Genomic DNA, 24,745 nt, shown 5'->3' with positions numbered 1-24,745 from the left:
ACGACTGCCCGATTCGGCTCCATCCAAGGGTGAAATGCGTCCACGGAATGAGACGGGCCATGCAGGGGCCGCGCACCGGCATGTGGCGATTCGGAAAAAGTGACTGATGTTCATCTTACCGGCGAGGGCGTACCGACAGTAACCTCCGGCGCATCGGCCACCCGGAGGAGCACGCATGCCCCCACGCACCCGCACGCTCAGAGCCGCCACAGTGGCGGCCGTCCTCGCTCTCGGTACGTCCCTGCTCGCCTCGGCGCCCATCGCCGGAGCGGCGGAGCCGGAGCCCCCCGCCGTCACCGATCACTGCGGCAACCAGTGCGCGGACATCCTGCCGCCCGGCGAGAACGGCAACGCCACGCTCGTCGAGATCCTCGGCAACAAGGCGTCGGCACGCACCCCGCACACAGCGACGACCAGCTCGACCGCTACAACGGCATGGTCGCGGGGCACTCGGGCCTCACCGACCAGAAGCTGACCGACTTCTTCAACGACGCCTCCTTCGGTGTCGCCGCCGACCAGGTCGAGTCCGTGACACAGCCGCGCGAGGACGTCACGATCACCAGGGACAAGGCCAGCGGGGTGCCGCACATCAAGGGCACCACCCGCTACGGCACCGAGTTCGGCGCCGGTTTCGCCGCCGGGCAGGACCGGTTGTGGCTGATGGACCTCTTCCGGCACATCGGGCGTGGCCAGCTGACGTCGTTCGCCGGCGGTGCGCCGGCCAACCAGGGCCTGGAGCAGCAGTTCTGGCCGCAGGCCCCGTACACCGAGGCGGACCTCCAGGCCCAGGTCGAACGGATCAGGACGACCGAAGGCGCGCGCGGTGAGCAGGCCATGGCCGACGCGCAGGCCTACGTCGACGGGATCAACGCCTATCGCGAGAAGTCCAAGAAGGGCCGCTACTTCCCGGGCGAGTACGTCCTCACCGGGAAGATCGACTCCATCACGAACATCGGCGAGATCCAGCCGTTCGGGCTGACCGACCTGATCTCGATCGCCTCGGTCGTCGGCGGACAGTTCGGCGGAGGAGGCGGTGGTGAGGTCCAGGCCGCGCTCTCGCTGCTCGCCGCCCAGCAGAAGTACGGCGTCGAGGAGGGCACCCGCGTCTGGGAGTCCTTCCGTCAGCGCAACGACCCCGAGGCCGTCCTCACCGTCCACGACGGCACCTCGTTCCCGTACGCCGAGAAGCCCGACAAGGCACGGGGCATGGCTCTTCCCGACGCGGGTTCCGTCACACCCGAACCCCTGATCCACGACCGCACCGGCTCGGCGGGCACGGACAAGAAAGCCCCCGTCGACGCGCCGGACGCGCTCAAGCCGCTCCAGGGCATGTACGACGACGGTGTCATCCCGGAGGGTTCGCTGCCCGGATCCGGCGACGGCGCCCAGAAACGGGGCATGTCGAACGCCCTCCTGGTGTCCGGCGAGCACACCGCGAGCGGTAACCCGGTCGCCGTCATGGGCCCCCAGACCGGCTACTTCGCCCCCCAGCTGATGATGCTCCAGGAACTCCAGGGGCCCGGCATCAGCGCCCGGGGCGTCTCCTTCGCCGGGGTCGGCATGTACATCCAGATGGGCCGTGGCCAGGACTACGCGTGGAGCGCCACGTCGGCGGCCCAGGACATCACCGACACGTACGCGGTCGAGCTCTGCGAACCCGACGGCTCCGCACCCACCAAGGACTCCACGCACTACCGGAACGACGGCGCCTGCACGGCCATGGAGAAGCTGGAACGCACCAACTCCTGGAAGCCCACCGTCGCCGACTCCACCGCCAAGGGCTCCTACCGGATGCAGGTGTGGCGCACGGACCACGGAATCGTCACCCACCGCGCCACGGTGGACGGCAAGCCGGTCGCGTACACCTCCCTGCGCACCACCTACCGCCACGAGGCCGACTCGATCATCGGCTTCCAGCTGCTCAACGACCCGGCGTACGTGACGGACGCGGCCTCGTTCCAGCAGGCGGCGAGCCATATCGACTACGCCTTCAACTGGTTCTACGCGGACTCGCGCACCACGGCCTTCTACAACAGCGGCATGAACCCCGTGCGCGCCGACGGGGTGGACGCCGCGCTGCCGGTCAAGGCCGAGAAGGCGTACCAGTGGCAGGGCTACGACCCGGCGGCCAACACCACGGACTACACCCCGTTCGCCGAACACCCGCACTCCAGCGGCCAGGACTACTACATCTCCTGGAACAACCGTCAGGCCGAGGACTACTCCACCGCGGCGTTCGGCTTCGGCGCCGTGCACCGGGGTGATCTGCTCGACGACCGGGTGTCCGCACTGGTCGAGCAGGGCGGGGTGACCCGTGCGTCCCTCACCCGCGCCATGGAGGAGGCGGCCCTCACCGACCTGCGCGGCGAGCAGCTGCTGCCCGAGCTACTGAAGGTGCTGCGCTCCCAGCCGGTCACCGACCCGGAGCTGAACGCCGTGGTCCAGCAGCTCGACTCCTGGCGTGCCGCCGGAGCGCAGCGCAAGGAGACCGGCGAGGGGTCGCACACGTATACGCACGCGGACGCGGTAAGGATCATGGACGCGTGGTGGCCGAAACTGGTCGAGGCGGAGTTCCGTCCCGGACTGGGCGACGGCCTCTACACGGCGCTGACAGCGAGCCTCGCCACGGACGAGTCACCGGCCGCGAGCCACGGGCCGAGCGGGGCGCACAGCGGCTCCGCCTTCCAGTACGGCTGGTGGGGCTTCGCCGACAAGGACCTGCGTCAGGTCCTCGGACAGCCCGTCAAGGGGCCACTGGCGAAGACGTACTGCGGCGGCGGCGACCTGAGCTCCTGCCGCTCCGCACTGCTCAGCACCCTGAAGGAGGCGGCGGCCGTGCCCGCCACCGACGTCTACCCGGGTGACGACAGCTGCGAGGCAGGCGAGCAGTGGTGCACCGACGCGATCATCCACCGCCCGCTGGGCGGGATCTCGCAGAAGTCCATCCACTGGCAGAACCGGCCGACCTACCAGCAGGTCGTGGAGTTCCCCTCGCACCGCTGAGGCAGCCGGCCCCCGTCCGGCAGGACGGGGGCCGGGCACTCACCGGTACAGCAGATGCTCCCGCCGCACCTTCCGGAACGCGGCGAGGTCGGCCGCCCAGGCGCCCACCACCTCGTCGGTGTCCGCGCCCGCGTCGATCATCGTGCGGACCCGGGTGTTGCCCGAGAGCCGGTCGATCGCGTTGTCCGCGCGCCACGCGAACCCGCTCCACGTCCGCTTCGCCGTGACCAGCAGACCGATTCCGGTGCGTACGGGGTCGAAGACCTTCCGGTCCTGGACGTGCACCTGCACCCCGCCCACCGTCTTCCCCTCGAACTTGGAGAACGTCGGCGCGAAGTACGCCTCGCGGAAGGCGACCCCGGGCAGTTCCAGGGCGTTCGCGGCAGCCGCCCACCGGTGGTCGACGCCCTCCGCGCCGAGCAGTTCGAACGGCCGCGTCGTCCCCCGGCCCTCGGAGAGGTTCGTCCCCTCGAACAGGCACGTCCCGGAGTAGACCACCGCCGTCTCGGGCGTCGGCATGTTGGGGCTCGGCGGCACCCACGGCAGGCCCGTCGCGTCGAAGAAGTCCTCACGGCGCCACCCGGACATCCTGACGACGTCCAGCTCCACCGGCCGGTCCGCCAGGAACTCCGCGTTGAAGAGCAGCGCGAGTTCCGCCACCGTCATCCCGTGCGCCTGCGAGATCTCCCGGCGCCCCACGAAGGACGCGAAGGCCCGGTCGAGCACGGGCCCCAGGGCCGCCCGGCCGGTGACGGGGTTCGGCCGGTCCAGGACGACGAACCGCTTGCCCGCGAGCGCCGCCGCCTCCATGCAGTCGTACAGGGTCCAGATGTACGTGTAGAAGCGGGCGCCCGCGTCCTGGATGTCGAAGACCACCGTGTCGACACCCGACGCCGTGAAGACGTCGGCCAGTGGCTGTCCGCTCTTCAGGTACGTGTCGTAGACCGGCAGCCCGGTCGCCGGATCGTCGTACCGCCCCTCCGAGCCGCCTGCCTGCGCCGTGCCCCGGAAGCCGTGCTCGGGACCGAAGACAGCGGTCAGGTCCACCCGGTCGTCGGGGTGCATCACGTCGACGATGTGCCGTACGTCGGCGGTGATCCCGGTCGGGTTGGTGACGATTCCCACCTTCTGCCCGGCCAGCAGCCGGTAGCCGTCGGCGGCCAGCCGCTCGAAGCCCGTACGGACCCCGGGGCGCCCGGACCCGTGTTCCCGGCCGGCCGCGACGGCCGTCCCCGGCCCGGCGGCGGTCGTCGCGAGGGCCCCCATCGCACCGCCGGCCGCCAGCAAACCACGCCTGGACAGGGTCATCCTGCTACCTCCATGATCGCGTCGACCGTCATGGTCACGCACGCTAGCGCGGGTACCGGCCGCACGGAACGGCCACGACTGGGCAGATTCCCAGTCCTGCCCCCACACCCCTTCCCCGATCACATACCGACTGGTTAGTCTGCCGGGTAAGACGGCTGAGAGAGGCGGGACCGATGAGTACGGTGCAGGGCGCGGGCGTAGTGGTGACGGGAGCCGGAGGCGGCATCGGGGCCGCTCTTGCCCGCAGATTCGCCGCGGAGGGCGCGCGGGTCGTCGTCAACGACCTCGACGGCGGCCGGGTCAAGGCGCTCGCCGAGGAGATCGGCGGCACGGTCGTGGCCGGCGACGCCTCCGGCATCGTGGACGCCGCGCGCGAAGCGCTCGGCGGCACCGTCGACGTCTACTGCGCCAACGCCGGTCTCGCGTCGGGCGGGGACGCCTTCGCCGAGGAGGACGTCTGGGCGCGCGCCTGGGACGTCAACGTGATGGCACACGTCCGCGCGGCCAAGGCACTGCTGCCGGACTGGCTGGAGCGCGGCAGCGGCCGGTTCGTCTCCACCGCGTCGGCGGCCGGCCTGCTCACGATGATCGGCGCCGCCCCGTACAGCGTGACCAAGCACGGCGCCGTCGCCTTTGCCGAGTGGCTCTCGCTGACCTACCGGCACCGGGGGATCAAGGTCCACACGATCTGCCCCCAGGGCGTGCGTACGGACATGCTCACGGCGGCCGGCTCCGCGGGTGACCTCGTGCTGGCGCCCACCGCGATCGAGCCGGAGGCCGTCGCCGACGCCCTGTTCGACGCCATGGAGCAGGACCGCTTCCTCGTCCTGCCGCACCCCGAGGTGGCCGGCTACTACCGCGCACGCGCCAAGGACCCCGACCACTGGATCGGCAACATGAACCACCTGCAGCAGAAGTGGGAGGAGGCCGGCGCATGACCGAGTCGATCTACGCGGCGAAGCCCTGGACGGCCCTGCTCAGCAAGGCCCAGCTCGCCCCCGTCCACCCCGCCGAGACCATGGTGCACGCCTTCCGGGCAGCCGTCGGGCGGGCCCCGGACCACACCGCGCTCGCCTACTTCGACGGGCGCCTCAGCTACCGCGAGACCGATGAACTCTCCGACTCCGTGGCGGGGCACCTCGCCGCCGGGGGACTGGAGCGCGGCGACCGGGTCGCGATCATGCTCCAGAACACCCCGCACTTCGTGCTCGCGCTGCTCGGGGCCTGGAAGGCCGGCGCGACGGTCGTCCCGCTCAACCCGATGTACAAGTCCGGCGAGGTCGGCCATGTGCTGAAGGACGCGGAGGTGACCGCGCTGATCTGCTCCGACCGGGCCTGGGAGTCCTATCTCCGGGCCACCGCCGAGGCCGCCCCGTCCGTGCGGATCGCCCTCACGGCCTGCGAGCTCGACCTCCAGTCGGCCGACGACCCGCGGGTGCTCGGCTTCGAGCGGCTCCCCGCGCCCGGCGCGGACGCGTGGGCCTCCGATCTGGTGGAGGTGGCCCGCCGCGGTCTCCCCGCCCCCACGGGCCGGGAACTCACCGCCTCGGACACCGCCCTGATCAGCTACACCTCCGGGACGAGCGGCACCCCCAAGGGGGCCATGAACTCCCAGGGCAACATCATGGTCAACGCCGAGCGGCAGCGGGCAGGGCACCCCATCGCCGAGGGCTCGTCCTACTTCGCGCTCGCCCCGCTCTTCCACATCACCGGCATGGTGTGCCAGCTCGCCGCCTGTGTCGCCAACGCGGGAACCCTGGTACTCGCGTACCGCTTCGAGGCGAGCGTGGTCCTGGAGGCCTTCGCCGAACACCGGCCCGCCTACACGGTCGGCCCGTCGACCGCCTTCATGGCGCTCGCCGCGCACCCGGAGGTCACCCGGGAGCACTTCGCCTCCTTCGAGGTGATCTCCTCGGGCGGCGCACCGCTGCCTCCCGCGCTGGTCGAGAAGTTCCGCGAGGGCTTCGGCCCGTACATCCGCAACGGCTACGGACTCACCGAGTGCACCGCGCCCTGCGCCTCCGTACCGCCGGAGCACGAGGCACCCGTCGACCCCGTCTCCGGGACGCTGTCCGTCGGTGTCCCCGGCCCCGACACCGTGGTCAGGATCATCGACGAGAAGGGCGACGACGTCCCCTTCGGCGAGCAGGGCGAGATCGCCGTGCGCGGACCGCAGGTCGTCTCCGGCTACTGGAATCTGCCCGAGGCCACCGAAGCCGCCTTCCCTGACGGGGAGCTGCGCACCGGGGACATCGGCTTCATGGACGCCAAGGGCTGGCTCTATGTCGTCGACCGCAAGAAGGACATGATCAACGCCTCCGGCTTCAAGGTCTGGCCCCGAGAGGTCGAGGACGTCCTCTACACCCACCCGGCGGTCCGCGAGGCGGCCGTCGTCGGCGTCCCCGACGCCTACCGCGGGGAGACGGTCCGGGCCTACGTCAGCCTGCGGCCCGGTGCCGAGACGGAGCCCGGCGAGCTCAGCGCGTACTGCAAGGAACGGCTGGCCGCCTACAAGTACCCGCGCGAAGTGGAGATCCTGACCGAACTCCCGAAGACGGCGAGTGGGAAGATCCTCAGGCGGGAACTGCGTTCCCCCCGTTAGAACGGTTCACGCACGGTACGAGAGGGCAGGTGGCGGCAATGGCCAAGGCGACGGACGGGAACGGTACGCCCGTCCCCCAGAGGCTGCTGGCCGCCGCCACCCGGCTCTTCGCGGAGCAGGGCTACGACCGCACCTCCGTACAGGAGATCGTCGAGGCGGCGGGCGTCACCAAGGGGGCGCTCTACCACTACTTCGGCTCCAAGGAGGACCTCCTCCAGGAGGTGTACGCCCGGGTGCTGCGGCTCCAGCAGGAGAGGCTCGACGCCTACGCGAACGCCGAGGCACCGATCGAGCAGCGGCTGCGTGACGCGGCGGCGGACGTGGTGGTCACGACCATCGACAACCTCGACGACGCCTCGATCTTCTTCCGCTCGATGCACCATCTGAGCCCGGAGAAGAACAAGCAGGTCCGGATGGAGCGCCGCCGCTACCACGAACGCTTCCGCGCCCTGATCGAGGAGGGCCAGAAGGCCGGAGTCTTCTCCGTCGCGACCCCGGCCGACCTGGTCGTCGACTACCACTTCGGGTCGGTCCACCACCTGTCCACCTGGTACAGCCCGGACGGCCCGCTCACCCAGCAGGAAGTCGCGGACCATCTGGCCGATCTGCTGCTGAGGGCGCTGCGCCCCTGACGGCGTCGCCGCCCGCGCGGAGGCCCGCCGGCACCCGGCGGGACCTCCGCGGCGCACGCGGTGTCAGGAGGTGGGTGGACAGAGCACCAGCAGGCAGCTCCGGACCCGGACGTCGTCGATGACCGGGCCTCCCAGCCCGGGGCTGGTACTGACGAAGGTGAGGGTGACGGAGCTCTTCAGCAGGTTGGTGAAGACGGCGGTCTGCCGGGTGTAGCCCATGTTCCGGAAACCGTGGCCCGTGACGTCGAAGCTGAACGTCTTCACGGGGGTGCCGTCGACTCTGAGTTCACCCGTCTTGAGGGCGGGAGCCCATGCCGGGTTGCCGGCCAGTTCGAAGCTGACGACGTACGAGGTCAGCGGATGCGTCGATATCTCCTGCGAGACGCTGCCGGACGTACTGCCGTTGAGGTCCAGTGACTGGTTTCCCTCGGCGGCGTCCCACAGGCGGTCGGAGGTCAGGTCGACGCTGTTGCCGCCGACTGCCCAGGGGCCGGCGGTTTGTCCGCCGAGGTAGGTGCTGAAGAGGGAGGGAGCCGGAACGACCGGCGTCTCGAATCCTCCGTCGAAGCCTGCCACGGGGGTGTGCGTCTTCGTGTCGTGCGTGTTCGTGTCGTGCGTGTGAGCCGACGCGGTGGTGGAGGCGGCGGCCAGCAGGAGGGCCGCGGCGGACAGGGCTGCGGCGGACAGACGGAGCGGGAGCATGGAGGGCCTCTCGTTTCACGCGACACCATGGGCGGGGCTCCCGACCGGGAGCCCATTCGGAGTGTGCGGCCACCGGCGCACCCCGCCAAGAGCCCGGGCCACGGCGCGTGAAGCGTGCTGAACAGGCAGAACACCACAGACGAGCGCCCCCGGCGCGTGGCCCGCCGCCAGACGCTCCGGCACACACGTAAGCCGGATCCAGGAGAGCGTTGTCCGGTCAGCGAACACGCCTGTCCGGAATCCACTCTTGACGGTGCTCGGTCATCTACCCGAGCATCGGGGGCGCGCTTCAAGCCCCACCGCTCCAGGCCCCGGTCGTGCACGCCCGGGGACCCCCGCACGTTCCGTCAGTCCCCGAACGGAATCCGGAGCCCCCCGATGAGACCTGCCCGTCGCAGATCCCTCTCCGCCGCCGCCGCGCTCGCGGTCGCCGCCCTGCTGGCGACCGCCGCCCCGGCCGCCCAGGCCGCGCCCCGAGCAGTCGCCGTGGCCCCCGACATCCCGCTCGCCAACGTCAAGGCGCACCTCACCCGGCTCCAGTCGATCGCCAACGCCAACGGCGGCAACCGGGCCCACGGGAGGGCCGGTTACAAGGCGTCCGTCGACTATGTGAAGGCCGAGCTGGACGCCGCCGGATACACCACGGCGCTCCAGCAGTTTACCTCGGGCGGCGCCACCGGGTACAACCTGATCGCCGACTGGCCGGGCGGCGACCCGAACCAGGTCCTCATGGCCGGCTCCCACCTCGACTCGGTGACCTCCGGCGCCGGCATCAACGACAACGGGTCGGGCTCCGCCGCCGTCCTGGAGACGGCCCTCGCGGTCTCGCGGGCACAGCTCGCGCCGGACAAGCACCTGCGCTTCGCCTGGTGGGGCGCCGAGGAGCTGGGTCTCGTCGGCTCGAAGTACTACGTCAACAACCTCGCCACGGCCGAGCGTTCCAAGCTCTCCGGGTACCTCAACTTCGACATGATCGGCTCGCCCAACCCCGGCTACTTCGTCTACGACGACGACCCGGTCATCGAGCAGACCTTCAAGGACTACTACGCGGGTCTGTCGATACCCACCGAGATAGAGACCGAGGGAGACGGCCGTTCCGACCACGCCCCGTTCAAGAGCGCGGGCGTCCCCGTGGGCGGGCTCTTCTCCGGCGCGGACTACACGAAGACCAGCGCCCAGGCCCAGAAGTGGGGCGGCACGGCGGGCCAGTCCTTCGACCGCTGCTACCACTCCTCGTGCGACACGACGGCCAACATCAACGACACGGCCCTGGACCGCAACAGCGACGCGGTCGCCCACGCCGTCTGGACCCTGTCGGCGGGCACGGTCACCCCGCCGGCCGGGACCGTCTTCAGCAACGTCGCCAACGTCTCCGTGCCCGACAACGGTGCGGCGGTGACCTCCTCGGTCCCGGTCACCGGCCGCACGGGCAATGCGCCGTCCGCGCTCGAAGTGGGTGTCGACATCAAGCACACCTACCGCGGCGACCTCGTGGTCGACCTGCTCGCGCCCGACGGCACCGCCTACCGCCTCAAGAACTCCAGCAGCAGCGATTCCGTCGACAACGTGACCGCGACGTACACGGTCAACGCGTCGAGCGAGACCGCGAACGGCACCTGGAAGCTCCAGGTCCGGGACGTCGCCGCTCAGGACACCGGCTACATCGACAGCTGGCAGCTCACCTACTGACCCGCCGGGGAGGCGGCCACCCGGGCGCCTCCCCGTACCAGGGGCTCAGAGGTACTTCTTGATCTCCCGTCGCGCCAGCGACCGCTGGTGCACCTCGTCCGGTCCGTCCGCCAGCCGCAGCGTCCGCGCCGACGACCAGAGTTCGGCCAGCGGGAAGTCCTGGCTGACCCCGCCGGCGCCGTACAGCTGCACCGCCCGGTCGAGGATGTCGCAGACCGCGCGCGGTGTGGCGATCTTGATCGCCTGGATCTCGGTGTGGGCGCCCCGGTTGCCCGCGGTGTCCATCAGCCAGGCGGTCTTCAGCACCAGCAGCCGCAGCTGCTCCACCGTCACCCGGGCGTCCGCGATCCAGTTCTGTACGACACCCTGCTGGGCCAGCGGCTTACCGAAGGCCGTACGGGTCACGGCCCGCCTGCACATCAGCTCGATCGCACGCTCGGCCATCCCGATCAGCCGCATGCAGTGGTGGATCCGGCCCGGGCCCAGACGCGCCTGGGCGATGGCGAAGCCCCCGCCCTCCTCGCCGATCAGGTTGGCGGCGGGCACGCGTACGCCGGTGAAGACGACCTCGGCGTGGCCGCCGTGCGAGTGGTCCTCGTAGCCGTACACCTGCATCGCGCGGCGCACCTCCAGGCCCGGGGTGTCGCGCGGGACCAGGATCATCGACTGCTGGCGGCGGATGTCCTCGTTGTCCGGGTCCGTCTTCCCCATCACGATGAAGACCGCACAGTCCGGGTTCATAGCTCCCGAGATGTACCACTTGCGCCCGTTGATGACGTACTCGTCACCTTCACGCGTGATCCGCGTCTCGATGTTCGTCGCGTCCGACGAGGCCACCTCGGGCTCCGTCATCGCGAACGCCGAGCGGATCTCCCCGGCCAGCAACGGCTCCAGCCACTGCTTCTTCTGCTCGTCCGAGCCGAACTGGAAGAGCACCTCCATGTTCCCGGTGTCCGGCGCCGCGCAGTTCAGCGCGGTCGGTGCCAGATGCGGGCTGCGGCCCGTGATCTCGGCCAGCGGGGCGTACTGGAGGTTCGTCAGCCCGGCGCCGTACTCCGCGTCGGGCAGGAAGACGTTCCACAGGCCCTGCCTGCGTGCCTCCGCCTTCAGGTCCTCCACGATCTGCGGGGTGTCCCAGGGAGACGCCAGCCGTGCGCGCTGCTCCTCGGCGACCTCCTCGGCGGGGTGGACGTGCTCGTCCATGAACGTGAGCAGCCTGGTGCGCAGCTCTTCGGTACGGGCGTCGAATGCGAAGTCCACGGGGTGATCAGCCTTCCTGGAGGGTGGTGAGGCCGTGCGCGATGAAGACCGGGACCAGGTCGCCGATGCGGTCGAAGCCGGCACCGACGGTCTGGCCCAGGGTGTAGCGGTAGTGGATGCCCTCGAGGATCACGGCGAGCTTGAACCACGCGAAGGCCGTGTACCAGGAGATGGCGGAGGTGTCGCGGCCGGACCGGGCGGCGTAGCGCTCGATGAGCTCGGCGGGGCTGGGGTGGCCCGCCGCGCCGCTGGTGGTGGAGACGGGCGACTCGGGCAGGTTCAGGTCGGAGCTGTACATCACCAGCAGCCCGAGGTCCGTGAGCGGATCGCCGAGCGTGGACATCTCCCAGTCCAGGACCGCCTTGATCCGGTCGTCCCGGCCGATCAGCACGTTGTCCAGGCGGTAGTCGCCGTGCACGACGGTGGGCGCGGGGGAGACGGGCAGGTCCCGGCCGAGCGCGGCGTGCAGCGCGTCGATGCCGGCCAGCTCACGGTTGCGGGACGCGTCCAGCTGCTTGCCCCAGCGCCGCAGCTGCCGGTCCAGGAAGCCCTCCGGGCGCCCGAAGTCGCCGAGGCCGACTGCCGCGGGATCCACGGCGTGCAGATCCACCAGGGTGTCCACCAGCCCCAGTACGACGGCCCTGGTGCGCTCGGCGCCCAGCGGGGCGAGCTGTTCGGCGGTGCGGTAGGGGGTCCCCTCGACGTACTCCATGACGTAGAAGGGCGAGCCGATGACGGAGTCGTCCTCGCAGAGCAGGAGCGTCTCCGGCACCGGGACCGCCGTCGGGTGCAGGGCGCTGATCACCCGGTGCTCGCGCTTCATGTCGTGCGCGGTGGCGAGCACATGCCCCAGGGGAGGCCGGCGCACGACCCACTGTCCGGAGCCGTCGGTGACGATGTAGGTGAGGTTCGAGCGGCCGCCCTCGATGACCCGGGCGTCGAGCGGTCCTTTCACCAGCCCCGGCCGCTCACGGTCGAGATGGCCGCGCAGCAGGTCGAGATCGAGACCTGGCGGGTGGACTGGGCTCATGGGGCGCACCTCCGGGGCGGTTGAACGGTCGGGACCATGATGCCGACCAGTCGGTATGTCGTCCAGTGTCCGCCCGGAATCCGAGAAGTGATCTCCGGCTCCCCGCGTGTCCTGAGCGCTGAGTTGCAAAGACCCCGGCCCGCCCCGATCGTCGGAGGATGAAGGCGATCAGCTACAGCAGGTACGGCTCGGCCGACGTCCTGGAGTACGGAGAGCGGCCGGACCCCAAGGTCGGTCCGGACTCGGTCCTGGTGAAGGTGCGGGCCGCGGCCGTGAACCCCGTCGACCGGAAGGCCCGGGAGGGCTACCTCCAGTCGGGGCTGGAAGCCGTGTTCCCCGTCATCCCGGGCTGGGACGTCTCCGGGGTCGTGGTCCAGCCCGGGGCCGCCGTGGACGAGTTCGCGGTGGGGGACGAGGTCATCGGCTACGTGCGCGAGGACTTCCTCTCGCGCGGCACCTTCGCCGAGTACGTCGCCGCGCCCGTGCGCACCCTCGCCCGCAAGCCCATGGGCATCGGCTTCGAGGAGGCGGCGGGCCTTCCGCTGTGCGGCCTCACCGCGCACCAGGTGCTGCACCACACCCTGAAGATCAAGGAGGGCGACACCGTCCTCGTCCACGCGGCCGCCGGAGGGGTCGGCTCGCTCGCCGTACAGCTCGCCCGGCACGCGGGCTGCCGGGTCATCGGCACCGCCGGGCCCCACAACCACGAGTACGTGACCCAACTGGGCGGCGAACCCGTGGAGTACGGCGACGGACTGGCCGCCCGGCTCCGCGACCTGGTTCCCGGCGGTTTCGACGCGGCGTTCGACACGGTCGGCGGGGAAACGCTCCGGGTCTCCGCCGAGACCCTCGCGCCCGACGGCCGGCTCGCGTCCATCGCCGACGCCGAGGTCTTCTCCTACGGCGGGCGCTACGCCTTCGTACGGCCCGACGCCGCTGACCTCGCCCACCTCGCCGGACTCGCCGAGCAGGGCATCGTCTCCGTCCATGTGGACCGGGTCCTTCCCCTGGAACGGGCCGCCGAGGCCTACCGGCTCAACCAGGAGGGGCGCACCCGGGGCAAGATCGTCGTCTCCGTGCCCTGGGGGGACTGACCGCGGCACCGGAGGACCGGGACGTACGGCCGGTCAGAACAGCGTCGCGGCGGCGAACACGGCGAGCGCGACCGTGCACGCGGCCGCAGTCAGCGCGTGACGCGGCGACAGCGGGGCCGGCTCCGCCGTGCTCATGCCCGCCACCCGGCGGTGCGCCACCGCGAGGAATCCCAGTAAGGCCAGCAGGCTCAGGGCCACCGCGATCACCCCGGCCGTGGTCGCCCCGTGATGCAGCGCCTGCCGGAACGCGAGGAGGGCCACCACCGCGCACGACAGGGTGGTGCGGCGCCAGGCCAGCCGTGTCCGCTCGGGCTGGAGGCCGGGATCGCGCTCCGTCGTCGTCACCGGCCCTCCCAGCCGAACAGGACCACCAACACCATCGCGAGCGCCACGACGGCGACCACGAGGCTGAGCACGGTGGGAAAGCGCGACACCGGCAGATCCTCCCCGCGCCGCATCGCCCGCTCGCACCGCACCCAGTGGTTGACGGCCCGCAGCGCACAGAGCACCCCGGCCGCCAGGAGCCCGAGGGCCAGGCCGGCGCGGACGCCCCAGACCAGTTCCGGGAGGAACTGGTCGACGGCGAAACCGCCCCCGATCAGCGCGAGTGCCGTCCGGATCCAGGCCAGGAAGGTGCGCTCGTTGGCGAGGGAGAAGCGGTAGTCCGGGGTGTCACCCTCCGAGCGGATCCGCTCCGGGGCGAACCAGAGCCGCAGGCCGCGCACGAAATCGCTCATGCGGACGTCCCCGCCCGGAAGTCCCGCAGCCGGTGGTACGTCTCCAGCCCGTCCGGGACCCATGTCCAGTCGCCCAGGCGCTCCTCCAGGCCGGCGTCGGTCAGGAAGGTGTGCCAGTCGACCTCCTCGGCCTGCGGCCGTACGGGCAGCTCGCAGCGCACCTCGTAGACGTACGACCACCAGCTGTGCCGAGGGCTCTCGTAGAGGTACTTGAAGAGCGGGGTGGGGCGGGGGAGACCGGAGACGCCCAGCTCCTCCTCGGCCTCCCGCAGCGCCGCCTCGTCGTACGACTCGCCCGCGCCCACGACCCCGCCGACGAACATGTCGTAGTGCGAGGGAAAGACCAGCTTGGTGGCTGTCCTGCGGTGCACGAACAGCCGGCCGGCCGTGTCCCGGGCCTCGATGAAGACGCAGCGGTGGCGCAGGCCGCGCGCGGTGGCCTCGCCGCGGGGCGTCTGCCCCACGACCTCGTCGTTCTCGTCGACAATGTCCAGGATCTCGTCAGCCGGATTCATGGGGCCCATCCAACATCAACCGGTCGGCAGCCGTGGAACCGTGCCGGTCCTTCCCCTCCGGCATCGCCGGGTGCAGGCCGAGCAGCACGATCCCGGCGACGATCGCCGCCAGCCCCACGGCCTGCCAGGCGAGGGCGCCCGCGTCGGTGTGGACCTGGTCGCCGAGGAAGCCGATCCCGCAGGCGATCCCCGACAGCGGCTGCGCGGCGGTCAGCGCCGGCAGGGACATCCGCAGCGGGCCCGCCTCGAACGCGCTCTGGACCAGGATCAGTCCGGTCACACCCAGGACGAGCACTGCGTACGGCTGCCAGCCCGTCAGCAGTGCCGTCCAGCCGTCGTCGGCCAGCCGCTCCCCGCTGAGCCTGGTCAGGGCGTCCTGCAGCCCGTAGAGCAGCCCGGCCGCCAGGCCCAGCAGGACCGGGGTCCCACGGGTGCGCGGGTGCCTGGCGCACGCCGTCAGGACCAGGGCGATCCCCGCCACCACGCCGATCACCAGCCAGTGCCGCAGAGGCGCTGTCACCGCCTCGCCGCCGCGGGGCTCGCCGGCCAGCAGGAACGCGGTGACGCCGCCCGCAAGCAGGCAGAGGCCTCCCCAGCCCTGCCGGCCCAGCGACTGGCCCGTACGGTGACGCGACAGGGCCATCGCGAAGAGCAGGTTGGTCGCCAGGAGCGGCTCCACGACCGACACCTCGCCCTGGCCGAGCGCCAGGGCCCCGAGGACCATTCCGCAGATCATCAGGCCGAGCCCGGCCAGCCAGCTCGGTACCCGCATCAGATCGAGCAGCAGCCGGGGCGAGAGGAAATCGCTCAGGGGCGCGCGGCGGGCGGCGTCCTGCTGGAGGACGAATCCGAAGCCCAGGCAGCAGGCGGCGCCCACGGACAGCAGGAGTACCAGCACCGACACGGTCCGACGATAGCCCGGCGGACCTACGGGATCGGTGAGGGCGCCGCCGACCGGACGGTTGACGTGGGGGCGGCCCGTACCGAAGATCTGACCCACAAGTAACTTTGCCCGCCCCGCCCGCGGCTGCCCCGCACCGCCCCGAAGGATGGAACCCATGGCGTACGACGCTGATGTGATCGTGATCGGGGCGGGACTCGCGGGACTGGCGGCCACCGCCGAGCTCGTCGACGCGGGCCGCACGGTGATCCTGCTCGACCAGGAACCGGAGCAGTCCATCGGCGGCCAGGCGCACTGGTCCTTCGGCGGGCTCTTCCTCGTCGACTCGCCCGAGCAGCGCCGGATGCGGATCAAGGACAGCCACGACCTGGCCCTCCAGGACTGGTACGGCACCGCCGGCTTCGACCGCGAAGAGGACCACTGGCCACGGAAGTGGGCCGAGGCGTACGTCGACTTCGCGGCGGGCGAGAAGCGGTCCTGGCTGCACGCCCAGGGGGTGCGGTTCTTCCCCGTCGTCGGCTGGGCCGAACGCGGCGGCTACGACGCGAACGGCCACGGCAACTCCGTCCCCCGCTTCCACATCACCTGGGGCACCGGCCCCGGTGTGGTCGCCCCCTTCGAGCGGCGGGTCCGCGAAGGCATGGCGAAGGGGCTCGTCCAGGCGCGCTTCCGTCACCGGGTGACCGGCCTGGGCCGCTCGGCCGGAGCGCTCGACACGGTCACCGGCGAGATCCTCGAGGAGAGCGGCGCCGAGCGGGGGACCGCGACCAGCCGCGAGGCCACGGGTGCCTTCGAGCTCAGGGCCCAGGCCGTGATCGTCACGTCGGGCGGCATCGGCGGCAACCATGATCTCGTACGCGCCCAGTGGCCCGAGCGGCTCGGAACCCCGCCCGGGAAGATGCTCTCCGGCGTCCCCGCCCATGTCGACGGACTGATGCTGGGCATCGCCGAGAAGGCGGGCGCCCACCACATCAACCGCGACCGGATGTGGCACTACACCGAAGGCATCGAGAACTGGAACCCGATCTGGGACAAGCACGGCATCCGGATCCTGCCCGGCCCGTCCTCCCTCTGGCTGGACGCCCGCGGCAAGCGGCTGCCGGTCCCGCTCTTCCCGGGCTTCGACACACTGGGCACCCTCGAACACATCATGCGGTCCGGCTACGGCTACACCTGGTTCGTCCTCGACCAGAAGATCATCGGCAAGGAGTTCGCGCTCTCGGGATCCGAGCAGAACCCGGACCTGACCGGGAAGTCGGTGCGCCAGGTGATCGACAGGGCGCGCGCGGACGTCCCCGGGCCTGTGAAGGCGTTCATGGACAAGGGCGTGGACTTCGTCGTCGAGAAGGATCTCGGCGCGCTCGTACGAGGAATGAACGCGCTCACCGGCGAATCCCTCATCGACGAGGACGCCCTGCGCCGCGAGATCACGGCCCGGGACCGTGAGATCGCCAACCCCTTCACCAAGGACCTCCAGATCACGGCGATCAACGGTGCCCGTTCCTACCTGGGCGACAAGCTGATCCGCACGGCGAAGCCGCACCGCATCCTCGACCCCGCCGCGGGCCCGCTCATCGCCGTACGGCTGAACATCCTCACCCGCAAGTCCCTCGGAGGGCTGGAGACGGACCTGTCCTCCCGTGTCCTGACGGAGGACGGCACCCCGCTCCCCGGGGTGTACGCGGCGGGGGAGGCGGCGGGCTTCGGCGGCGGCGGGGTCCACGGCTACCGCTCCCTGGAGGGCACGTTCCTCGGCGGCTGCATCTTCTCGGGCCGGACGGCGGGCCGGGCGGCGGCGAAGGCGGTCGGCTGATCCGAGGGGCGGGGGTCACTCGAGCCGTTCCACCACCCGGAAGCGCTCCGCCACGATCATCGTGCCGTCGTCCACGGTGAACGACGGGTCCCCGAGCGCCTCCCGCATCTCCTCGCTGTGCCAGAACGCCTCGTGCGCCGCCCGCCACCCGGCGACCGAGGTGTGCCCCTCGCCCTCGTCCAGTGCGTGCCGCAGCCCGACCGACCCGAGCGGCAGGACCCGTACCTCCGTCAGCTCGACCACGGCGACCTCCCGCCCGTCGGAGTCGATGAGCGCCGACCGCTCGCCCACCGGCGGGAGTTCCTCGCGCTCCGCCTCGTACTCCGCGAGCAGACCGGAGGTGGAGACCTTCTCGCCTGAGAGCACGGCCGCGACCAACTGGTCGCGCAGCGGCCCGGGGAATGCGAGAAGGAGGGGCTTGAGCGGTTCTCGGTTCTCCATGGCGGCAGTGTGGCACGCGTCACCCCAGCCCCACCCGTCACTTCCGTACATGGCTCGCGAACTGCGTGAATGGTTCAGGCCAAGCTCTCCACGGGGTCAACTGCGTGTTAAATGAACGTAGTTGGGGCAGGGCCGGCCTTGACTCGGAGCATTGCCTACGGCTTTGCTGTGCGCGTTCGTTTGCTCGCACACAGCATCGAAATGTGCTCGTGTCATGTCGAAGTGGAAAAGGAAGCCTGCGGATGTCTCCGCCTCCGCCGCCCCTGGGTCGTTCCCGCCGCAAGGGCGGACGCTCGGACCACGCCTTCGACCTGGCGCTCGACGACAGCGAACTCATCGACGTAAGGGGACAGTTCACCCAAGGCCGCTGGACCCGGGCCCGTTCCCTGCTCGTCGCGACGGGCACCGACTGGGACCGCCGCGGCCATCGCCTCCTCGCCCTGGCCGTCGTCCCCTCCGCCGCAGGATGGGCGGGCGACTGGCTGCTCGCCGAACCGGATAGCCGCGACGCCGCGACGCTGCTCGCCTGCGCCACCGTCGTCCGTGCCCAGCGCCCCAAGGCCGGCACCGGCGACCGCACCCGGGCGCGCGAGGCGTGTCTGGCCGCGGCGGCCCTCGACCCCGCCGACCCCACCCCCTGGCTCGGCCTGATGACCCTGGAGCGCACGCACGGCACCCACGAGGGAGTCGCCAGGCAGTTCGAGGAGATCCGCGCCCGCCATCCCGACCACCACCACGCCCACCACCTCATGACGGCAGCGCTCGCCGAGGCGCACCCCGGGAGCGACCCGCTCCACGAGGTGTACGACTTCGCCGCATGGGCCGCCGAACAGGCTCCGGCCGACTCTCCGCTCGCCGTGCTCCCCGTCGTCGCGCACGCCGAGCGCTACCGCGTGCTGGCCGCGGCCGGCGTCGTGTCCGACGACCCCGCGGCCTCCGGCCACTGGTCGGGGCGCCGGGCCAGACAGGTGATGAAGGCCGCCTTCGACTGGTGGCTCGAATGGGAACGCGAGGACCACCCCCGCCACGGCGCCGACCTCAACTTCCTCGCCCACGCGAAGATCTGCGAGGGCCGCCCCGCCGAGGCCGCCGCGATCTTCCACCGCATCGGCCCCCATGCGACCGACGCCCCGTGGTCGTACGCCGGACGCGACCCGTACCCCGAATTCGTCGCCGCGCGCACCCTCGCGCTCGGTGCCCCCTGACGCACGTAGTTATCGACGAAGGGACCACCCCCGCCATGTCGACGGGCAGAACAGATACGAGCGAGACCGGCACCACCGGGACGTCCGGCACCGGCGGGATCAACACCTACAAGGGTGAGGAACGCGCACTGCGCGCCGACCGGCTCGGTACCCCCGGGCTGCTCCTGTCCGTCCTCGCCGCCAGCGCCCCCCTGATGGTCGTCGCGGGGGTGATGCCCACCGTCTTCGGGGTGATGGGCATCGTCGGACAGCCCCTGCTCTACGTCATCCTCGGCATCGTCCTGATGCTGTTCGGCGTCGGCTACGCGGAGATGAGCCGGCACGTCCACAACGCCGGCGCCTTCTACGCCTACATCGCCCGGGGCCTCGGCCCCACGGCCGGGGCGGGCGCGTCGCTCGTCGCGCTCGTCGCCTACAGCGCCATGCAGGTCGGTATCTACGGCATCCTCGGCTTCGAGGTCTCCGGCCTCTTCGCCACCTACCTCGACATCGACCTCCAGTGGTGGATCCCCGCCCTGGTCGCCGTGGCCGTCGTCGGCGTACTGGGCTGGCTGAAGATCGACCTCAACGCCAAGGTGCTCGGGGTGCTGCTCGTCATCGAGTGCGCCCTCGTCGTGATCTTCGACATCGCCGCCGTCGGCAAGCCGGGACCCGAGGGCCTGTCCCTGCACGCGTTCAACCCGGAGACGCTCACCGGAGCCGGCCTGGGCACCGCCCTCTGCTTCTGCATCGCCGCGTTCGTCGGCTTCGAGCAGGCCCCGGTGTACGCCGAGGAGACCAGCCGCCCGCAGATCGTCGTGTCCCGCGTGATGTTCCTGGCCGTGGGCTACGCCGCCCTGTTCCTCGCCGTCAGCTCCTGGGCCCTGACCGTCGCCGCCGGCCCCTCGTCCATCGCGGACACCTCCCTCAAGGAGGGCCCCGGGATGCTCTTCGGCCTCACCGAGGAGCGGCTCGGCGCCACGTTCACCGATGTCCTGCACGTCCTGTTCGTCACCGGCATGTTCGCCGCGCTGCTCAGCTTCCACAACGTGGTCGCCCGCTACGCCTTCGCCATGGGCCGTGAGGGACTGCTGCCGGCACGCTTCGGCCGTACCAACAAGGCGAGCGGAGCCCCCGCCACCGGCTCCATGCTCCAGTCCGCGCTCTCCGTCGTGATCGTGCTCGCCTTCGCCGTGACCGACGACAACCCGGTCGGCGACCCCACCGCGCCCGTCCTGCACCTGTTCACCTGGATGGGCAACGTCGGAGCCCTCGGCGTCATCGTGCTGATGGCCGCGGCCTCCTTCGCCGTCATCGCGTTCTTCGTACGGCGCGGCGCCGGCCGGGCACAGGCGCCCCGGCTCGTCGCCTCCGGGCTCGCGGGCCTCGCCCTGCTGGCCATCGCCGTCTTCACCGTCCGGGACTTCGACGTCCTGGTCGGCTCGGGCCCCGGCTCGGCGCTGAACTGGCTGCTCCCCGGCGTCATCGTCCTGGCCCTCGCCGGAGGCCTGGTCTACGGGGCGGTGCTGCGCCGCACCAGGCCCGACGTCCACGCCAGGATCGGCCTCGGCAACGAGGCGTTCCAGCTGGAGAAGGCGGCGGAGGGCACGGACCCGCGCTGATCCCGCGCTTCTTACGGAAGAGTGACGCACACCCGCGGCCCCTGGTGACAGGCGGCCGCGGATGTTCGAATGAGCGGGTGAACAGTCCCCCTCCCGACACCGGCGGCGCGCCCGTCGGCCGCCGTCTGGTCCTGGCCATGCTCGGACTCGGCGCCGCCGGCGTGGTGGCCGCCCCCGTCCTCCAGCGCACGCTGGAGAACGGACTGGGCGCCGTCGCCGACAAGGACCCCACCGGTCTCACCGGCCTGCTGCCCAACGGCGGCGGCTTCCGCTACTACTCGGTCACCACGTCCGTGCCCGAGAAGACCGCCGCCGACTACCGCCTCACCGTCGACGGCATGGTCGACCGCCCGGCGACGTACACGCTCGACTCCCTGAAGGCGCTGCCGCAGACCCGTACGGTGCGCGACGTCCAGTGCGTCACCGGCTGGCGGGTGCCCGAGACCCCGTTCGAGGGGGTCAGGCTGTCGGCGCTGCTGGACGAGGCAGGGGTACGGCCCGGTGCGAAGGCGATCCGCTTCACCTGTTTCGACGGCGCCTACAGCGAGAGCCTCACGCTGGAACAGGCCCGCCGCCCTGACGTCATGGTCGCCCTGCGCATGCAGGACAAGCCGGTGTCCCACTCCCACGGCGGCCCGGTCCGGCTCTACGTGGCCCCGATGTACTTCTACAAGTCGGCGAAATGGCTCTCCGGGATCACCGTCACCGACTCCGTGCGCCCCGGATACTGGGAGGAGCTCGGTTATGACGTCGACGCCTGGGTGGGCCGTTCCAACGGACGGGACGACGCCCCTACTGCCTGAACAGGGCCCGAGGGTCCGGCGCTTCACCAGGGCGGAGCGCTGGGTGCACCGCACCACGGCCTGGCTGACACTGCTCTGCGTCGCCACGGCGGCGTGTCTGTACGTTCCCCAGCTCGCGGAGCTCGTCGGCCGCCGGCACCTCGTGGTCACCGTGCACGAATGGTCCGGGCTGCTCATCCCCGTACCGCTGCTGGCCGGACTGGTCTCCCGCGCCCTGCGCGCCGACCTCTCCCGGCTCAACCGGTTCGGGCCGCACGACCGGCAGTGGCTGCGGGCCGCGCTGCGCCGCGACCGCACACCGGGCTCCCGGCCGGCCGGGAAGTTCAACGCGGGCCAGAAGCTCTACGCCGCCTGGATCGCGGGCGGTGTGCTCGTGATGCTCGGCACCGGGCTGCTGATGTGGTTCACCGGCCTCGCCCCGCTGGTGTGGCGCACGGGCGCCACCTTCGTCCACGACTGGCTGGCGCTCACGATCGGCGTCGTCCTCGCCGGACACATGGCGAAGGCGCTCGCCGACCCGGAGGCACGCCGTGGCATGCGCACCGGGTCGGTCGAGCGCCGATGGGCCCGTTCCGAGCACCCGCTGTGGCGGGATCCGGAGGAGTAGGCCCCCTCCGACGCCGGCTACAACACCAGCGACAGCAGCAGGATGAAGCCCAGCGAGACGACGGAGATGATCGTCTCCATCACCGACCAGGTCTTGATCGTCTGCGGGACGTCCATCCCGAAGTACTCCTTCACCAGCCAGAACCCCGCGTCGTTGACGTGGCTGAAGAAGAGCGAACCCGCACCGACGGCGAGGACGAGCAGCGCCACGTGCGACGTCGACAGGTCGGCGGCGAGCGGGGCGACCAGACCGGCCGCGGAGATGGTGGCCACCGTTGCCGAGCCCGTCGCCAGCCGGATCGCGACGGCGATCAGCCAGCCGAGCAGCAGGGCGGGGATCGACCAGTTCTCGGAGAACTCGAGGATCATCTGGCCCACACCGGCGTCGATCAGGGTCTGCTTGAACCCGCCACCGGCACCCACGATCAGGAGGATGCCCGCGATCGGGGCGAGCGACTTCTCGACGGTGCTGGAGAGGCGGCCCTTGGTGAAGCCGGCCGCGCGGCCCAGGGTGAACATGCCGACGATCACGGCGGCGAGCAGCGCGATCAGCGGCGAACCGATCACGTCCGTGACCCGCTGGATGCCGCTCTCCGGGTCGTCCACCACGATGTCGACCAGTGCCTTGATCAGCATCAGCACGACGGGCAGCAGGATCGTCGCCAGGGTCGCGCCGAAGCTGGGGCGCCGGTCCAGGTCCTCGGACGGGCGCTGCGGGACCATCTTCTCCGGCGCCTCGATGTCCACCCAGCGGGCGGCGTAGCGGGAGAAGACCGGACCCGCGATGATCACGGTCGGGATGGCCACCAGCACACCGAGGGCCAGCGTGACACCCAGGTTGGCACCCAGCGCGTCGATCGCGACCAGCGGGCCGGGGTGCGGGGGGATCAGCCCGTGCATCACGGAGAGACCGGCGAGCGCGGGGATCCCGATCCGCATCAGCGAGTAGTTGCCGCGCTTGGCGACCAGCAGCACTACCGGAATCATCAGCACGATTCCGACCTCGAAGAACAGCGGAAGCCCGATGATCGAGGCGATCAGAACCATCGCCCACGGCATCGCACGCCCGCTCGCCCTGGCGAGGATCGTGTCGACGATCTGGTCGGCGCCGCCGGAGTCGGCGAGCAGCTTGCCCAGGATGGCGCCCAGGGCGATGAGGACACCGACACCCGCGACGGTCGAGCCGAGGCCCGCGGTGAAGCTGGCGATGGTCTTCGCCGGGTTGGCCCCGGCGAAGGAACCGAGCGCCAGCGAACCGATGGTCAACGCGAGGAACGCGTGCATCTTGAACTTGGTGATGAGCAGGACGATGACGGCGATACCCGCCAGAACTGCGATGCCCAGCTGCGCGTTGCCGGCCGAAGTGATCGGTTCGACGGCGTCCGCTGCCAGCATCTCGACGCTGAGACTGGTCACGGTGGTGATCCTTAGTTCGCGAGCCGGCGAAGTGCGGCGACGGCTCGGTCGGTGATTTCCTCAGGGGTGCCGGACACGTCCACGGCGACGCCCGCCTCGTCCTCCTGCAGCGGCTGCAGGGTGGCGAACTGGGAGTCGAGCAGCGCGGTCGGCATGAAGTGGCCCTTGCGGTCCGCCATGCGGCGTTCGATGAGGGCGCGGCTGCCGGACAGATGCAGGAAGACGGCGCCCGGAGCCTCGGCCCGCAGCCGGTCGCGGTAGGCGCGCTTGAGCGCCGAGCTGCTGACGACACCGCCGAGCCCCGCCCGGCGGTGCGCCCACTGCCCGATCGCGTCCAGCCACGGCCGGCGGTCGTCGTCGTCCAGCGGAGTTCCGGCGGACATCTTGTCGATGTTGGCCTGCGGGTGGAAGTCGTCGCCCTCGGCATAGGGGACGCCGAGTGCGTCGGCGAGCAGAGGACCGATCGTGGTCTTTCCGGTGCCTGCTACGCCCATCACCACGACGACATGGGGGGTGCTCATTGGATGCCTCGCTGTCTTCATCGACATTCGGTCCGTCGACGTCGGTCCGTCGCGCTACTGAAACCCATTACATACGACTTATTCAAGTGGCTGTGACATAAACGTCGTACTTTTTGTTCCCGCATGCCGCCCCGTAGGCTTGTGGGTATGACCACACCTGCCCAGGGCCTCCATACGCATGTGCTGGACGCCCTGGGTCTGGAGATCGCCGCTGGGGACTGTCCGCCCGGTCTGGTCCTGCGCACCGACGAGCTCGCCCAGCGCTTCGACGTGTCACGCACCGTCGTGCGCGAAGTGGTCAGGGTCCTGGAATCCATGCACCTGGTCGAGTCCAGGCGCCGGGTCGGGGTGACCGTGCGGCCCACCGAGGAGTGGAACGTCTACGACCCCCAGGTCATCCGCTGGCGGCTCGCCGGCTCCGACCGGCCACGGCAGCTGCGCTCCCTCACCGTGCTCCGGTCCGCCGTCGAACCCGTCGCCGCCGGCCTGGCGGCCCGTAACGCCACCGCCGAGCAGTGCGCGGCGCTCACGGAGTGCGCCCTCGGCATGGTCGCGACCTCACGCGGCCAGCAGCTGGAGGGCTACCTCCGGCACGACACCGCCTTCCACCGGATCGTGCTCAACGCCTCCGGCAACGAGATGTTCGCCCGGCTCGGCGACGTCGTCGCCGAGGTCCTGGCCGGCCGTACGCACCACCAGGTCATGTTCGAGGACCCGGACCCCGCCGCCGTCACGCTCCACGTCCGGCTCGCCGAAGCCGTACGCGAGGGTGACGCGGAGGAGGCCGAACGGCTGACCAAGGAGATCGCGGTCGGCGCGCTGCACGAACTGGACGTACTCGCACCGTGAGCCGCCCCCCGCCCGGG

Annotated in this window: 22 protein-coding genes and 1 pseudogene; 12 read left to right on the top strand and 11 right to left on the bottom strand. The window is 70.9% G+C overall.

Translation table 11 applies throughout. From position 1 onward, the window contains the following. Nucleotides 1–175 precede the first annotated feature (175 nt). Nucleotides 176–3,003, top strand: a pseudogene (locus ACIREO_RS18105) (penicillin acylase family protein). Between the two features lie 39 nt (nt 3,004–3,042). On the opposite strand, the gene ACIREO_RS18100 reads toward ACIREO_RS18105, so the two are convergent. Beyond that, nucleotides 3,043–4,311 carry an exo-beta-N-acetylmuramidase NamZ domain-containing protein gene (locus ACIREO_RS18100; RefSeq protein ID WP_404110757.1) on the bottom strand — a complete coding sequence of 423 codons (1,269 nt, stop codon included), beginning with the start codon at nt 4,309–4,311 and terminating at the stop codon, nt 3,043–3,045. Between the two features lie 173 nt (nt 4,312–4,484). On the opposite strand from ACIREO_RS18100, the gene ACIREO_RS18095 reads away from it, so the two are divergent. Genes ACIREO_RS18095 through ACIREO_RS18085 form a run of 3 tightly spaced genes read left to right on the top strand, consistent with a single transcriptional unit; the run spans nt 4,485 to nt 7,545 of the window. After that, on the top strand, nt 4,485–5,249 hold the full coding sequence (locus ACIREO_RS18095; protein WP_404110754.1) for an SDR family oxidoreductase: 765 nt from the start codon (nt 4,485–4,487) through the stop codon (nt 5,247–5,249). Then, nucleotides 5,246–6,913 (top strand): AMP-binding protein, encoded by a 1,668-nt coding sequence (locus ACIREO_RS18090; protein WP_404110752.1) that lies wholly within the window; start codon nt 5,246–5,248, stop codon nt 6,911–6,913. Before ACIREO_RS18095 ends, ACIREO_RS18090 begins: the two co-directional genes overlap by 4 nt. A 38-nt stretch (nt 6,914–6,951) precedes the next feature. Next, complete coding sequence (locus tag ACIREO_RS18085) at nt 6,952–7,545, top strand: TetR/AcrR family transcriptional regulator (protein WP_404110749.1); 594 nt, start codon at nt 6,952–6,954, stop codon at nt 7,543–7,545. A gap of 63 nt (nt 7,546–7,608) precedes the next feature. Here the strand turns inward: ACIREO_RS18085 and ACIREO_RS18080 are convergent, their stop codons facing one another. Then, nucleotides 7,609–8,247, bottom strand: a complete 639-nt coding sequence (locus ACIREO_RS18080) for a DUF642 domain-containing protein (protein WP_404110746.1) — start codon at nt 8,245–8,247, stop codon at nt 7,609–7,611. Nucleotides 8,248–8,625: 378 nt separating this feature from the next. Between ACIREO_RS18080 and ACIREO_RS18075 the strand changes: the two genes are divergently transcribed. Then, entirely contained in the window at nt 8,626–9,936 is a 1,311-nt protein-coding gene (locus tag ACIREO_RS18075; protein ID WP_404110743.1) for a M28 family peptidase, read from the top strand. Nucleotides 9,937–9,981: 45 nt separating this feature from the next. Here ACIREO_RS18075 and ACIREO_RS18070 read toward each other — a convergent pair whose 3' ends face one another. Next, nucleotides 9,982–11,196 (bottom strand): acyl-CoA dehydrogenase family protein, encoded by a 1,215-nt coding sequence (locus ACIREO_RS18070; protein WP_404110740.1) that lies wholly within the window; start codon nt 11,194–11,196, stop codon nt 9,982–9,984. Between the two features lie 7 nt (nt 11,197–11,203). Continuing rightward, nucleotides 11,204–12,226 (bottom strand): phosphotransferase family protein, encoded by a 1,023-nt coding sequence (locus ACIREO_RS18065; protein ID WP_404110738.1) that lies wholly within the window; start codon nt 12,224–12,226, stop codon nt 11,204–11,206. Nucleotides 12,227–12,384: 158 nt separating this feature from the next. Between ACIREO_RS18065 and ACIREO_RS18060 the strand changes: the two genes are divergently transcribed. Further along, entirely contained in the window at nt 12,385–13,320 is a 936-nt protein-coding gene (locus tag ACIREO_RS18060) for an NADP-dependent oxidoreductase (protein ID WP_404110735.1), read from the top strand. Between the two features lie 33 nt (nt 13,321–13,353). On the opposite strand, the gene ACIREO_RS18055 is transcribed toward ACIREO_RS18060, so the two are convergent. From ACIREO_RS18055 to ACIREO_RS18040, 4 genes are read right to left on the bottom strand one after another with little or no spacing between them, the layout of a single operon-like run. Next, a complete protein-coding gene (locus tag ACIREO_RS18055; protein WP_404110732.1) occupies nt 13,354–13,665 on the bottom strand; it encodes a DUF202 domain-containing protein in 312 nt (103 codons plus the stop codon). Then, complete coding sequence (locus ACIREO_RS18050; RefSeq protein WP_404110729.1) at nt 13,662–14,057, bottom strand: YidH family protein; 396 nt, start codon at nt 14,055–14,057, stop codon at nt 13,662–13,664. The genes ACIREO_RS18055 and ACIREO_RS18050 overlap by 4 nt, the downstream gene beginning before the upstream one ends. Next, nucleotides 14,054–14,572, bottom strand: a complete 519-nt coding sequence (locus ACIREO_RS18045; protein WP_404110726.1) for an NUDIX domain-containing protein — start codon at nt 14,570–14,572, stop codon at nt 14,054–14,056. The genes ACIREO_RS18050 and ACIREO_RS18045 overlap by 4 nt, the downstream gene beginning before the upstream one ends. Beyond that, nucleotides 14,559–15,476 (bottom strand): DMT family transporter, encoded by a 918-nt coding sequence (locus ACIREO_RS18040; RefSeq protein WP_404110723.1) that lies wholly within the window; start codon nt 15,474–15,476, stop codon nt 14,559–14,561. Before ACIREO_RS18040 ends, ACIREO_RS18045 begins: the two co-directional genes overlap by 14 nt. Nucleotides 15,477–15,630: 154 nt before the next feature. Between ACIREO_RS18040 and ACIREO_RS18035 the strand changes: the two genes are divergently transcribed. Next, a complete protein-coding gene (locus ACIREO_RS18035; RefSeq protein WP_404110720.1) occupies nt 15,631–17,286 on the top strand; it encodes an FAD-binding dehydrogenase in 1,656 nt (551 codons plus the stop codon). A gap of 15 nt (nt 17,287–17,301) precedes the next feature. On the opposite strand, the gene ACIREO_RS18030 is transcribed toward ACIREO_RS18035, so the two are convergent. Next, the gene (locus ACIREO_RS18030) at nt 17,302–17,727 is read right to left on the bottom strand and encodes an ASCH domain-containing protein (protein WP_404110717.1); all 426 of its coding nucleotides are present in this window, start codon (nt 17,725–17,727) and stop codon (nt 17,302–17,304) included. A 242-nt stretch (nt 17,728–17,969) separates the two neighbouring features. Between ACIREO_RS18030 and ACIREO_RS18025 the strand changes: the two genes are divergently transcribed. From ACIREO_RS18025 to ACIREO_RS18010, 4 genes are all read left to right on the top strand, one after another. Further along, the gene (locus ACIREO_RS18025) at nt 17,970–18,932 is read left to right on the top strand and encodes a hypothetical protein (RefSeq protein ID WP_404110715.1); all 963 of its coding nucleotides are present in this window, start codon (nt 17,970–17,972) and stop codon (nt 18,930–18,932) included. A 35-nt stretch (nt 18,933–18,967) separates the two neighbouring features. Beyond that, entirely contained in the window at nt 18,968–20,533 is a 1,566-nt protein-coding gene (locus ACIREO_RS18020) for an APC family permease (RefSeq protein ID WP_404110713.1), read from the top strand. A 137-nt stretch (nt 20,534–20,670) separates the two neighbouring features. Further along, nucleotides 20,671–21,336 carry a molybdopterin-dependent oxidoreductase gene (locus tag ACIREO_RS18015; RefSeq protein WP_404111082.1) on the top strand — a complete coding sequence of 222 codons (666 nt, stop codon included), beginning with the start codon at nt 20,671–20,673 and terminating at the stop codon, nt 21,334–21,336. After that, a complete protein-coding gene (locus tag ACIREO_RS18010; protein WP_404110710.1) occupies nt 21,278–21,943 on the top strand; it encodes a cytochrome b/b6 domain-containing protein in 666 nt (221 codons plus the stop codon). The genes ACIREO_RS18015 and ACIREO_RS18010 overlap by 59 nt, the downstream gene beginning before the upstream one ends. Nucleotides 21,944–21,960: 17 nt before the next feature. Here ACIREO_RS18010 and ACIREO_RS18005 read toward each other — a convergent pair whose 3' ends face one another. Next, a complete protein-coding gene (locus tag ACIREO_RS18005; protein WP_404110707.1) occupies nt 21,961–23,358 on the bottom strand; it encodes a GntP family permease in 1,398 nt (465 codons plus the stop codon). A gap of 11 nt (nt 23,359–23,369) precedes the next feature. Then, nucleotides 23,370–23,879: a gluconokinase gene (locus ACIREO_RS18000; protein WP_404110704.1), complete on the bottom strand. Its 510-nt coding sequence runs from the start codon at nt 23,877–23,879 to the stop codon at nt 23,370–23,372. Nucleotides 23,880–24,026: 147 nt separating this feature from the next. On the opposite strand from ACIREO_RS18000, the gene ACIREO_RS17995 reads away from it, so the two are divergent. Further along, nucleotides 24,027–24,728: a FadR/GntR family transcriptional regulator gene (locus ACIREO_RS17995; RefSeq protein WP_404110702.1), complete on the top strand. Its 702-nt coding sequence runs from the start codon at nt 24,027–24,029 to the stop codon at nt 24,726–24,728. Nucleotides 24,729–24,745: the final 17 nt, after the last annotated feature.

Origin of the sequence: Streptomyces sp. NPDC102441 (assembly GCF_044765585.1) — a bacterium.
In the GTDB taxonomy this organism is placed as follows: Bacteria; Actinomycetota; Actinomycetes; order Streptomycetales; family Streptomycetaceae; genus Streptomyces.
The sequence above is the reverse complement of the archived record's forward strand: the minus strand, read 5'-3'. Positions and strand labels throughout refer to the sequence as shown.